Here is a 12,553-nt window from a genome sequence, read left to right as displayed (position 1 = left end):
TCAGCCTTTTCTCTTCCTTTTTCTGCCGGCTATAAGCCTGACAATCGCAAATATCACAGCAAATACAGCTGCCAGCATCCAGATCAGGACTATATCTATTATCAGAATGCCTATAAATGCCATTAACCTTTACCTCCCGTCGGAATCATTCCTGATTTCGGAATACAATCCTTCCATTATCCATTTCATCTATTATTGCGAGCGAAGTAACATCATATCCCATCTGCCTGAGGTCATCCCCGCCATTCTGGAAGCCTTTTTCGATGCAGATGCCAATTCCCTCGACCTTTGCCCCTGCCTGATCGCAGATCTCTATCAAGCCTTTCATGGCATTACCTATTGCAATGAAATCATCAACTATCAGCACGTGATCATCAGATGACAGATAATCCCTTGCTACGGTTGCGTCGTATTCCTTTCCGTAGGTATAGGAACTGACTCTTGATACATACACGTCATCCCCCAGGTTAAGGCTCTTCGACTTCTTTGCAAACACAACCGGTACCTCAAAATGATTTGCAACAGCACAGGCAATGGCTATTCCGGAAGCTTCTATCGTAAGAATCTTTGTTATATTCCTATTCTTATATTGTTCATAAAACGCTTCGCCAATAGCTGCAAGAATACCGACATCAATCTGGTGATTTAAAAAGCTGTCTACTTTAAGAATGTTGCCGGGATATACCTTACCATCCGACAAAATCTTATCTTCCAAAAACTTCATTGTATGTACCTCCTTGATGAAACGATAACAAACAATAAATCAGGTTCACTTTTCCTAATAATACCATTAATCAGATGCAAAAAAGACAGATTTATGAGACTCTTCGGATTGTTTTCATATCCGGAAACGTAATAAGAATAACTGATGCCTACCCCGGCTGTAACTTTGAAGAGCCTATAAGAACTGTCTATGATGAAAATGGAAATGGTACCGTTGTTCAGGGAGAAGGCGGCTGAAAAAAATTTTTAAAAAATTTTTTTAATTCTTTGCAACATTTTTCCTACGTCGTTTGTATATAAGGTAAGAGCGCAAATAAACCAGCTAAATACAAACAAAAACAAGAAAGAAGAAAAGAGGGAAAAAGGTATGAAAAGAATGAACAAAAAGCTTATGAGTGTTTTATGTATGGCAATGACAGTTTTTAGTATGACAACATGTGATGTTAAGGTATCAGCAGCGGGTTACTTCTACCCGTCATCACAGCCCAAGACAACTACTGAGAGCAATACAATCACAGGAAACAATTCAACTACCGGGAACAAGACAACTACTGAGAATAAGACAACTACCGGAAATAAGGCTCTTATTGGAAAAGAAAAATCAACTTTAAGCAGCAGCTCCTATCTCACTACAGAACAGCAGTCAATCCTTAATAAACTTGACACCGACTACACAAAGGTTAACTGGGGTGTACAGTATTCACCTAAGGGAATGGATGGAATCATTATTTCCGTAGCTCCTTATCAGGAAGGCAGATATCCTTATCTTTTAGTAGCTATTACAAATATCTATAACGAGGATGTAACCTTCTCTGCAACAGGATATGCCAAGGGACAGAACGGACAGGAAATTGCAGATATTTCATTCTATGAGGAAGCAATAAGACCCGGTAACACAATCGCAAAAGCAATATACTGTGACAACACACCGACCGGAGAGATTCACTGGGATAGCATTGAATTACCCAAAACATATGGCGAAAGCACTTATTGGGAAGGTGACTGGTCTTTTTCCACAGATATCAATGGATATTACCAGATTGACTATACTGTTAAATCTGAGGACTACATGACACCCGGATACGTAACAACTCTCCTTCTTGATTCATATGGCAACGTAATCGACGTAGCATATGATTATAACTGTGATAAAGGCTATTATGTATCAGACAGCATCCAGTTCTACGCAAAGGATTACGACAGAAAAGTTGTTGATGTCGCTATGTTTACAAATCCTTTAATCGCAAAATAACTCTTAAGGTAAGCAAATCCCCTGGCCATGACTGACCAGGGGATTGGTTTATATATGACATTAAAAAATATTTCTTAGATACCGTTTACCAAACTGCCACGCGGTCTTCGGGAGCAATATACATGCCATCTCCCTCAGTAATCCCGTAGAAGCTTAAGAAATCATCAAACTGGGCGAGGGTTGCATTTATGCGCAGATAATGTGCCGGATGCACATCAGTCAGGATCTGGTCCTTTACAGCTTCAGGCGTTGACTGATCGCGCCACAATTTCGCGTACTGTCTGAAAAACGTGTCATAATCAAATCCCTCTGTCTGTTTTGCTATATAGAGAAGGCATTTCATACTCGTCATATCGGCGATTGCCTCTGTCTTGACCCTGTCACCTGAATATTTTATGCCTTCCATCGGGACAAATCCGTCATACCATGTTACAAGTTTCGCGACACGATCCCGGAACGCCGCATAGTCCTCATCTGTCCACCAATTATTCTTGTGACCGTCTTTGTCATACTCCGCTCCGTTGCTATCAAATGCATGGGATATCTCATGGCCGATGATCATTCCGATTCCGCCCATTTTCTGCTCGAAGCTCATATCTTCATTGTAGATCTCACCGACAAGAATTCCCGCCTGAATATTGATGCTATTGTTGTATCCCGTATAGGTCGCATTGACCGATGATGCCTGAAGCTCATACTGATTCCATTTGTAAACATTGGCTTTTGTCCCTAGTAGGCTGGCTTTCAGCCCGGTTTTGAATCTCGTAATCGCCTTGACAGCTTCCAGGAGGCTTCCTCCTTCGTCAGGTCCGGCAAAGTCAAGCCCGGACCAGTCTTCCAGTTCGTCCGGGTAGACAACATTCACACGCATATTGTCCAGTTTTTCTATAGCCGCTTTCCTGGTTTCTTCACTCAGCCAGTCGACATCATTTTCAAGCATTTCCCGATAATATTTTTTGAATTCTTCAACAATACCGGTTATATCTTCTCTTTGTTGCTCGTTGCAATACTGCCTTACATACAGATTATCCATCGGGATGGGCAGGTAACCATTAATTGTTGCAAGTGCGATAAAATCATCATTTGCTTCTGCATCGAGTCCTGACATAGCGCCATATAATTTCGCAACCGCTCTGCTCGTCTCCTTATCCAAAAGATCATTCAGTTCAGATGCAGTTTTAACAGCAAGCCAGTCTTTGATCAGTGGAACGTTTTCTTCTGTATATATATCTTTCAGCGCGGAAAAGTACTCCGGAACCGTAATGCAAATAGTATCTCCTCCGGTAAATCCTTGCGCCTCCAGCATTTTATCAACCGGAATGCCCTCTGCCATTTCTGTAAACTCCCCGTAGGTATAACAATCACCGGAATCGGAATTTTTCCCCCGCTCATGTTTATCGGAAGGAATTGCTTCAGCCAGCAAAGTTTCATAGGCAATCGAATTCTCAAACATTTTTGAAGCCTCTTCTTCACTGTATCCCAATCTTACAAGCATATACTCGGCTACCTGCTTTGCCTCATTGTAAAACAGATCTCCGGCATCGGTCCGGTTCCTGTACTCTTCCTCTATACCGAGCGTCAGGCTTGGCGGATCAATATACGCTATATAAACTAAAGAATCGACCGGATCCGAATCCACATTCACCGTGAACGGATACAGCTGCATCAGATTGTCCTCCGAACACAGATAGTTGTAGAGTTCGTCAAGGCTGTCTATGTCCCTTATGGCATCCATATATGGTACCGCAGGACTAATGCCCTGAGCGTCACGATAATCCCAGTCCGTCACAAGCGCATAGAGTTTGTGCACAAGTTCCGCATCATGTCCTGTCAGACTATCATCAGTGAGCATCTTCATCTGTCTGTCACTTACGATCAGTGCGGCTTCACTCAAAGGAGTAAGCGAAGCAACCATGTCCGAAGGAGTCGTGTTCAGTATCCAGTCTTTGTTGACATATAATGCGAAATTATCCTTTAATTCAGCAGGGGTGTCTTTCGTAACATTGCCGATAATGTCCGGATTCAGCCAACGCCCATCAAGAATCTTTCCTTCGCTGGCAGCCTCAGCAAATTCTTCTCCGCCAGACTCGGCAGGCTCTTCCGACTGGGCTGGCCCGGCAGACATTTCACCTGAACATGCAGTGGTTCCAAGCAGAGCCAGTAGCAGTAAACCGCATAACTTTTTTCTCATCACATGCTCCTTTCGTCCCTCTATGCATACATTATATCAAAAAAGTGGACGTAGCAGGCTACGTCGAGTCTTTTGGAACTTCGTTATCAAGTAAGAATGCGCTTGATGGGTACCTCTTAAAAAAGCTACAGCCCCGGGGGACGATCAAACTCGTTCCGGGGCTGTTTTGTATAGTATTATACGCTTTAATAGTCTACATTACTCCTCATCGACTATCTCATTTGCTTTCTTATATTCAGCCAACATCTTCGAATAGTATTTTTCATCCGTAGCTGCCTTTGAAATATCATCAATTCTTTTTTGTCCTGTGAGCCATGCATATACATTTTGGACTTCCAGATGTTCCTCTGCTCGTCCTTCTGCACGTCCTTCCGCATGGCCTTCTGCATGACCTTCCCTTCTGGCAGCATTTATACCTGTCACCCAGTCAGCTCGCGCCATCTCTTCTTCCAATAACATAGCCTGCACCTCCTTGTCTTTTGAAAATGCATCTACTTCCTTACGGATGTCATCATACATCTCGTCGCCCTGCGTCATTTCCTTTACCTTATCGTTATTAATATCGGCAATCATAGCAAGCAATTTTAATAGTCCGATATCTTCATCTTTATTGTATCTATCAGACAAAAAGAGTTCAAGTGCCTTGTCCAGCTGCACAAACGCCATTTGCTTAAGAGCAGGAAACTCCATTCCTGTATCAGTTACAATCTTTTTCACTCTGTGAATATATCGATCTGACTTAAACTCCCTGAATACTTTAGGACTCTTAACCATCAGGACTATAACGATAACCCCCTTTACATTCCCATAATCGACATCCTTCCTACTCTGTCCCTCTTCTACAGAGAATTGAATCATCAGCATATTTGATGCATATATATCCACACGATTAAATATATAGTCCTGTGCTACAGCTTGAAATTCAACATCAAGCCGCTTGCCATCTCTTAGCCATGCCGGCACATCAGTCACAATCGCCTTAGAATACTTACTAATTGTCATTCCTTCATTAGATGCTGATTTCTCAACTGCTCCATATGACTCTCCCATTGTCCTCTGTAAAAGAAAATCAAGTCTTTCCGGATGAACATCCGGTGAAAACGCCCTCTTAGCAATAGCATCATCATAAAGATTTGCTAGACGCTCACCGCTAATAATCTTTAAAATATTCTCCTTTGTCTCTGCATCCAGGTCACTCATCTGGGCTTTTTTAATCAAGTCTTCACTGCTTGGGTTAATCCCCATTGTCCTTTGTCCTCCATGTTACAATACTTGAAAATAAGTTCATTCTTTGAATCCTTCTTAATGTTTTTCTTAAAACTTTAGACTTATTTTCATACACTAATTATATTTTCTTTACTGTCCAATAATCATACCTGCTCAACCGCATGCATGCTAGCAATTTCAATCTATACGTGATAGAATTAAATAGTACAGACATCGCAACAGATGATGATATCCGCTCCGGAATGGTCACCTGGGTAAAACTGTTTAAAGCAACTACATGGGAGGAAATCGATATGATCACAAAAGATAATCCCTCATTTGAATCTACTGCCGAATCCATATTTATCTCTAATGCTGACAAAAATGTTGTAAAAAGATGTCGAGAAAGGGAAGATTTTTATCTCGAACAGGAAGCTCGTGAAAAAGAAATGGCAAAGCTAAAACAGACTATTGCAGAGAAAAATAGCACCATCGCTGAGAAAGATGCACTATTGCAAAAATATATCGAACAATTTGGTGAACTAAAATAGAGAATGCATATCCCCTGGCCAGATGACCAGGGGATAATATTATTTAGGACATAACATATATTGCGAGTTTTTCTATCTTACAGGAATGCTTTTTATCCTTAACGCTATAATTAATACCTACCTTTAATACTGTGCCCGTGTATCCATTAAATACAGTTGAATATTGTTTTTCATCAATTTGCTCAATTGCCTTTGAACTGCTCTTATTCCACTTTAGTTCTACAATAAGTGCTGGGCATGAAGCATTTTTCTTTGGCCAAAATACCATATCGGCAAAACCTTTACCTGTTGGAAGCTCATCAATTCGTGCATAATAATCAATACTGCTTATAAAAGCCATTTTTATGACACTTCTGAGAGCCTGCTCGTTATTATAAAATGTTGGAGCAGTTATTTCTGAATGCATTTCTTCTATAATTTGTGCTACAGTATCTTCGTCCATCCTCCAAGTTGCCTCAAGAAGCTTATCTGATTTCTGGACAGCTTTAATAAGTTCTTTTTTGTTTCCGTTTTTTACTGCTCTCACAAATTCACTTTTTATCTCATCATTTGGAATAGATACTTTTTCTTCATTTTCATCATAAGCAAGATAACCTAAATGAATCAAAAGCGTTAAAACATCATCCCTGCTTTCCATCGAAGTAAGGTCATTCTGAAAAGAATTGGTATCTACTTTGACTTTTGATCCTCCAATCATATCAACTACAGAATCTTTTAAACCATCAAAGTTCATGTCTATATAATCGCGTAAGGATTCATAGGTTTCCGTTTTAACCCAGTAATTACTCATTTTCTTTCTAAGTATTGACTCCATTACCGATTTAGGATTGAAAAGATGTTCATCAGCTACATGATATCCATCGTACCAGGCTTTCAAATCGTCAAAGCTTATGCCGTGTTTATGGCACAAACCAGCCACTTCCTCTTCTGTAAATCCAATATATTCCTGCAGAGGTCTTGGCTCCACCATACTGTATTCGTAAAAATCGCTCATTGCAGACTCATGACCATATTTTTTAATAGGAAGGATACCAGTCATATAAACACCATCAAAAAGGCGATCTGTAAATGTGCTCTTAAAAAGTGATCTGAGTAGATTGATGTATTTTTCTAATATCTGCTCATTTCCTTTGAATTCTCTAAAAGGAGCATCCCATTCGTCGATGATGAGAATAAGTTTTTGACCATTGATGGCAACATACTTACTAAAAGCATCTACAAGATTAGCTTCATTAGTAACTTCCGGTAAGATATTTGAAAAATCATCTATAACATCTTTTTCTATCTTATCAATCAAATCTTCACCACTTTTTAAAGTAGAAATAAAAAATGTCATATCCAGATAAACTACATCATGCTTATTAAGATGCGTTTTAAATGAACTATCTTTGGATATATTTAAGTCCTCAAAAAGATCCATCGAATTACACTCTTTGCAGTAATACGCACACAGCATTTTGGCGCCAAAGGATTTCCCAAAACGCCGAGGTCTACTGACACATACTAGTTTTTGAGACGTTGAAAGGCATGAATTCATAAAAGAAATGAGCCCTGACTTATCGATATATTCGCTATTGCGTATAGTCCTAAAGCCATCATTCCCTATGTTTATATATTTTCTTGGCCCACTTGCAGTCATTGGAGTTTTTAACTGAAAACCATTCTTATAAACGTAATCAGTAGGTATTTCCCATCTTCCTTTTACAAGTTTTGCACCGGGTATTTTCCCTTGAGAGCACAAAGAATTTACCTGTCTTTTAGAAATATTCCACTTTTCTGCAGCTTCTTTAGATGTCATGATTTTCCCTCCATACATACATTATATCACAAAAGTGGGAAGTGGGAATCCCACTTCCCACTTTTGTGTATAGTGAGCCCCAAAAATCATAGCCTACCCCTGGCAATTATGCTTTCAGCATTTAATAATACATAATATTACGAAAATCAACCCCGGAAACGATATCGACATTTAAGAAAATCTTTTAATATAAATCCCCTTTACAAATTCAATAAATTAATGTTAACTTTAACAAGTTCAATATCACGAACAGTTATGAATTATCAATTCATAATCATTTTTCCTATTTATTTCTATTGCAATCCATTTTTTCCCCATAAACAAGGAGGATTGTTTACTTGAAAAATATTCACATGCACAAAAATTATGCTTTTATGAAAGCAAAAGGAAAAATCGGCTATAACATGACAAATGATTATATGTTCAGGACCGTCTTACAGAACAACAAAGGAACCCTTAGAGGGCTTGTCGCCTCTATCATGAACTTTAAGACAGAAGACATTAAAGATGTAACGATTGAAAATCCCATAGTTATTGGCGATGCCATGTCAGATAAGGAATATCGATTGGATATCCTTGTCACTCTCAATAGCTCTGCCACACTAAACATTGAAATGCAAATTAATAATTACAGTGACTGGACTAACAGATCTCTGGTATATCTTTGCAGGGAGTTCGACAGTTTAAGCCATGGTGAGCTTTATGAAAATCTAAAGCCTGTTTATCAGGTCAGCTTCATTGATTTCAGATTATTTTCAGATCATCCGGAATTCTTTGGAAAGTACCAAATGCGGAATGTGCTCGATGGCTACCTCTACAATAGTAATTTTAATCTGTACGTGATAGAATTAAATAGTACAGACATCGCAACAGATGATGATATCCGTTCCGAAATGGTCACCTGGGTAAAACTGTTTAAAGCAACTACATGGGAGGAAATCAGAATGATCACAAAAGATAATCCCTCATTTGAATCTACTGCTGAATCCATATTTATCTCTAATGCTGACAAAAATGTTGTAAAAAGATGTCGAGAAAGAGAAGATTTTTATCTCGAACAGGAAGCTCGTGAAAAAGAAATGGCAAAGCTAAAACAGACTATTGCCGAGAAAGATAGCACAATTGCTAAGAAGAATAGCACTATTGCCGAAAAAGATGAAACTATTGCAGAGAAAAATAACACCATCGCTGAGAAAGATGCACTATTGCAAAAATATATCGAGCAATTTGGTGAACTAAAATAGAGAATATATATCCACTGGAGCGAATATTGGATCCAGGCGGACTTATTTTTAAAAAACTACAGCCCCGGAAACGATTATCAACTCGTTCCGGGGCTAGTATGTTCATTTGCTTTCTTATATTCAGCCAACATCTTCAGATAGTATTTTTCATCCGTAGCTGCCTTTGAAATATCATCAATTCTTTTTTGTCCTGTGAGCCATGCATATACATTTTGGACTTCCACATGTTCCTCTGCTCGTCCTTCCGCATGGCCTTCTGCATGACCTTCCCTTCTGGCAGCATTTATACCTGTCACCCAGTCAGCTCGCGCCATCTCTTCTTCCAATAACATAGCCTGCACCTCCTTGTCCTTTGAAAATGCATCTACTTCCTTACGGATGTCATCATACATCTCGTCGCCCTGCGTCATTTCCTTTACCTTATCGTTATTAATATCGGCAATCATAGCAAGCAATTTTAATAGTCCGATATCTTCATCTTTATTGTATCTATCAGACAAAAAGAGTTCAAGTGCCTTGTCCAGCTGCACAAACGCCATTTGCTTAAGAGCAGGAAACTCCATTCCTGTATCAGTTACAATCTTTTTCACTCTGTGGATATAACGGTCTGACTTAAATTCCCTGAATACTTTAGGACTCTTAACCATCAGGACTATAACGATAACCCCCTTTACATTCCCATAATCGACATCCTTCCTACTCTGTCCCTCTTCTACAGAGAATTGAATCATCAGCATATTTGATGCATATATATCCACACGATTAAATATATAGTCCTGTGCTACAGCTTGAAATTCAACATCAAGCCGCTTGCCATCTCTTAGCCATGCCGGCACATCAGTCACAATCGCCTTAGAATACTTACTAATTGTCATTCCTTCATTAGATGCTGATTTCTCAACTGCTCCATATGACTCTCCCATTGTCCTCTGTAAAAGAAAATCAAGTCTTTCCGGATGAACATCCGGTGAAAACGCCCTCTTAGCAATAGCATCATCATAAAGATTTGCTAGACGCTCACCGCTAATAATCTTTAAAATATTCTCCTTTGTCTCTGCATCCAGGTCACTCATCTGGGCTTTTTTAATCAAGTCTTCACTGCTTGGGTTAATCCCCATTGTCCTTTGTCCTCCATGTTACAATACTTGAAAATAAGTTCATTCTTTGAATCCTTCTTAATATTTTTCTTAAAACTTTAGACTTATTTTCATACACTAATTATATTTTCTTTACTGTCCAATAATCATACCTTCTCAACGCATGCAACCGGATAGTAATTTCAATCTGTACGTGGTAGAATTAAATAGAACAGACATCGCAGCGGATGATGATATCCGCTCCGGAATGGTCACCTGGGTAAAACTGTTTAAAGCAACTACATGGGATGGCGCTAGATATCCGGGGGATATCTGCTTAGCGCCGACCGAAGTGAAACGGAGACATCAAGATGATCACTAAAGATAATCCCTCATTTGAATCTACTACTGAATCCATATTTATCTCTAATGCTGACAAAAATGTTGTAAAAAGATGTCGAGAAAGGGAAGATTTTTATCTCGAACAGGAAGTTCGTGAAAAGGAAATGGCAAAGCTCAAGCAAGCTATAGCGGAGAAAGATAACACAATTGCTAAGAAGGATAGCACCATTGCTGAGAAAAATAACACCATCGCCGAGAAAGATGCACTATTGCAAAAATATATCGAGCAGTTTGGTGAACTAAAATAGAGAATACATATCCCCTGGAGCAAATATTTGGTCCAGGCGGACTTATTTAAGAAAGCTACAGCCCCAGAAACAATCAACAACTCGTTCCCGGGGCTGTTTTGTATAGTATTATACGCTCTAATAGTCTGCATTTTTGTATGGTGAGCGCGCTTAAGGCATATAAAATCCCCTGGCCATGATGACCAGGGGATAATATTATTCAAGGCATAACATATTACTTATTAACTTTGTAAAGTCCAAAATATTCTCTCCTTGTTTCCTTATTCTTCTTATCATAATATGTTATTCTGATATAAGTAAAAGTAGATGTCTCCTTGTCAATATAGTTATGAGTCTTTAAATAAGTATGAACATATGAATCATCCTTATTCAGCTTAATCTTCTTGCCGTTCTTTACTTTCTTCCAAGAAATTGTCATATCATTATATCTCTCTAATGATGATGCATAAGCTGCATCTTCATATCTCTTGGTAAAATTATCTTCAGCAGTTCCGGGTATTTCCTTATAAATAGGTGTTCCAACTTCGATTTTCTTAAGCTTGAAATCCTTGTTCATTGTGACTCTAATCTTGCCTGACTTAGCTGTTGTTACATACATGCCCCAATTCTTGGTCCAAAGTGTATTTGGATCAATCTTGTCATCACTAAATGTCTGAGCAATAACTTTTCCACCAAATGTCACACTCTTAATTGCTGAACCGTCTGCCTTAGCAATGACCTTAAGAGTCTTTTTAACTGTTGTACCGTCCTTAAGGATAGCATCATATTTAAGCTTATATGTTCCAGCCTTCTTGGCATAAAGTCTTACTGTATATTCACCCCAGTCCTTTCCTTTAGGTAATTTGTCCCAATCTTTGTTAGGAACAGTAATCCAATCACCATTAGCATTCTTGTAATAATAATTGTCGTCGTCCCAATCATCATAGTCTCTACGAGTATCCTTATTGGGATCTGTATACTCGTCCTTTTTAATGACTTTTACTTTCAATCCTTTCTTATTGGACTTAAAGTTCGCAAATTTAGCATAAACTGCTGTAGTACGGAAATATTTAACTGCACCATAGTTCTGAGTTGCTATTGTAATTGCTTTGTCCTCAGTAGTCACTTCATCATAAAACTTTGAAGTCTTCCCTGTATCCTCGTTTGTATATGATACAGCATGTCCATCCGCATCATAATTTGTGATAACCTCTGCATTTGCACTAAGTGGCGCTGCCAATGTAATAGTAAGCGCTGCAGCAAGTGCCATTGCTCCTAATTGTTTTAATCCCTTCATAAGAGACCCTCCTTCATAAAAAATTTTTTATTTACGGTTTTACGTAACCGTGTTCTCGTGACACTTTTGATTCTATCACCCTATACGAAATTGTCAAGGCAGTAAACACGCACCGTTGAGCGATTTTATACTTTTTATAAAATGTTTATAATTACGTTTATATCGCAAATTCAGTAAGGACACAGTTTTTTCACATTTTAATCACAATCATATTAAAATGGTCAATAATCAAAATTTAATAATTATGATATCTTTAATAACGTAACCTAAGCAAACAGCACTGTGATTCTCATTCATAAATAGAAAAAAATGGCGGCATTACTGCCGCCAGATCTTGTTAGGAGTTTTTCTCCTCTTCCATCTTTTTGATGAGCTTGTCTATCTCTTCCTGAGAAAGCATTGCCATATCGTTTCCTTCAGCCATGATATTCCTCCGTTCTTTGTGTGATTATTTATATCATGGATACTATACCAAGTCATTAACAATAACACCCGAAATCAAATCTTCCCCGAATATGACAATTAATACAAATTTACGCTTCATTTTTCTTATATTTTTCCCATTGAATGAAGGATTCTTTCATGA

Annotated in this window: 12 protein-coding genes; 5 read left to right on the top strand and 7 right to left on the bottom strand. The window is 38.7% G+C overall.

Going from position 1 to position 12,553, the window contains the following annotated elements; genetic code table 11:
• On the bottom strand, positions 1-123 hold the full coding sequence (locus G602_RS31720) for a hypothetical protein (protein WP_256374972.1): 123 nt from the start codon (positions 121-123) through the stop codon (positions 1-3).
• Positions 124-145: 22 nt separating this feature from the next.
• On the bottom strand, positions 146-724 hold the full coding sequence (locus tag G602_RS0109485) for a xanthine phosphoribosyltransferase (protein ID WP_026658808.1): 579 nt from the start codon (positions 722-724) through the stop codon (positions 146-148).
• 74 nt (positions 725-798) lie between these two features.
• On the opposite strand from G602_RS0109485, the gene G602_RS30290 reads away from it, so the two are divergent.
• Complete coding sequence (locus tag G602_RS30290) at positions 799-960, top strand: hypothetical protein (protein WP_155829769.1); 162 nt, start codon at positions 799-801, stop codon at positions 958-960.
• Between the two features lie 130 nt (positions 961-1,090).
• Positions 1,091-1,975 (top strand): hypothetical protein, encoded by an 885-nt coding sequence (locus tag G602_RS0109475; RefSeq protein WP_026658807.1) that lies wholly within the window; start codon positions 1,091-1,093, stop codon positions 1,973-1,975.
• 85 nt (positions 1,976-2,060) lie between these two features.
• Here G602_RS0109475 and G602_RS0109470 read toward each other — a convergent pair whose 3' ends face one another.
• Both G602_RS0109470 and G602_RS28840 read right to left on the bottom strand, forming a co-directional pair.
• Complete coding sequence (locus tag G602_RS0109470; protein WP_026658805.1) at positions 2,061-4,166, bottom strand: M13 family metallopeptidase; 2,106 nt, start codon at positions 4,164-4,166, stop codon at positions 2,061-2,063.
• Positions 4,167-4,364: 198 nt separating this feature from the next.
• Complete coding sequence (locus G602_RS28840) at positions 4,365-5,411, bottom strand: PD-(D/E)XK nuclease family transposase (RefSeq protein ID WP_049945157.1); 1,047 nt, start codon at positions 5,409-5,411, stop codon at positions 4,365-4,367.
• A gap of 275 nt (positions 5,412-5,686) precedes the next feature.
• Between G602_RS28840 and G602_RS0109460 the strand changes: the two genes are divergently transcribed.
• Positions 5,687-5,923 (top strand): hypothetical protein, encoded by a 237-nt coding sequence (locus tag G602_RS0109460; protein WP_026658804.1) that lies wholly within the window; start codon positions 5,687-5,689, stop codon positions 5,921-5,923.
• A 43-nt stretch (positions 5,924-5,966) separates the two neighbouring features.
• On the opposite strand, the gene G602_RS0109455 is transcribed toward G602_RS0109460, so the two are convergent.
• Positions 5,967-7,721 (bottom strand): AAA family ATPase, encoded by a 1,755-nt coding sequence (locus G602_RS0109455; protein WP_026658803.1) that lies wholly within the window; start codon positions 7,719-7,721, stop codon positions 5,967-5,969.
• Positions 7,722-8,059: 338 nt separating this feature from the next.
• Between G602_RS0109455 and G602_RS0109450 the strand changes: the two genes are divergently transcribed.
• The gene (locus G602_RS0109450; RefSeq protein ID WP_026658802.1) at positions 8,060-8,965 is read left to right on the top strand and encodes an Rpn family recombination-promoting nuclease/putative transposase; all 906 of its coding nucleotides are present in this window, start codon (positions 8,060-8,062) and stop codon (positions 8,963-8,965) included.
• 77 nt (positions 8,966-9,042) lie between these two features.
• Here the strand turns inward: G602_RS0109450 and G602_RS0109445 are convergent, their stop codons facing one another.
• The gene (locus tag G602_RS0109445; RefSeq protein ID WP_026658801.1) at positions 9,043-10,083 is read right to left on the bottom strand and encodes a PD-(D/E)XK nuclease family transposase; all 1,041 of its coding nucleotides are present in this window, start codon (positions 10,081-10,083) and stop codon (positions 9,043-9,045) included.
• 329 nt (positions 10,084-10,412) lie between these two features.
• On the opposite strand from G602_RS0109445, the gene G602_RS0109440 reads away from it, so the two are divergent.
• Positions 10,413-10,691 carry a hypothetical protein gene (locus G602_RS0109440; protein WP_026658800.1) on the top strand — a complete coding sequence of 93 codons (279 nt, stop codon included), beginning with the start codon at positions 10,413-10,415 and terminating at the stop codon, positions 10,689-10,691.
• A 214-nt stretch (positions 10,692-10,905) separates the two neighbouring features.
• Here the strand turns inward: G602_RS0109440 and G602_RS0109435 are convergent, their stop codons facing one another.
• The gene (locus G602_RS0109435) at positions 10,906-11,967 is read right to left on the bottom strand and encodes a hypothetical protein (RefSeq protein WP_026658798.1); all 1,062 of its coding nucleotides are present in this window, start codon (positions 11,965-11,967) and stop codon (positions 10,906-10,908) included.
• Positions 11,968-12,553 lie beyond the last annotated feature (586 nt).

The sequence above is a fragment of the Butyrivibrio sp. AC2005 genome, from assembly GCF_000424145.1.
Lineage (GTDB): Bacteria > Bacillota > Clostridia > Lachnospirales > Lachnospiraceae > Butyrivibrio.
The sequence above is the reverse complement of the archived record's forward strand: the minus strand, read 5'-3'. Positions and strand labels throughout refer to the sequence as shown.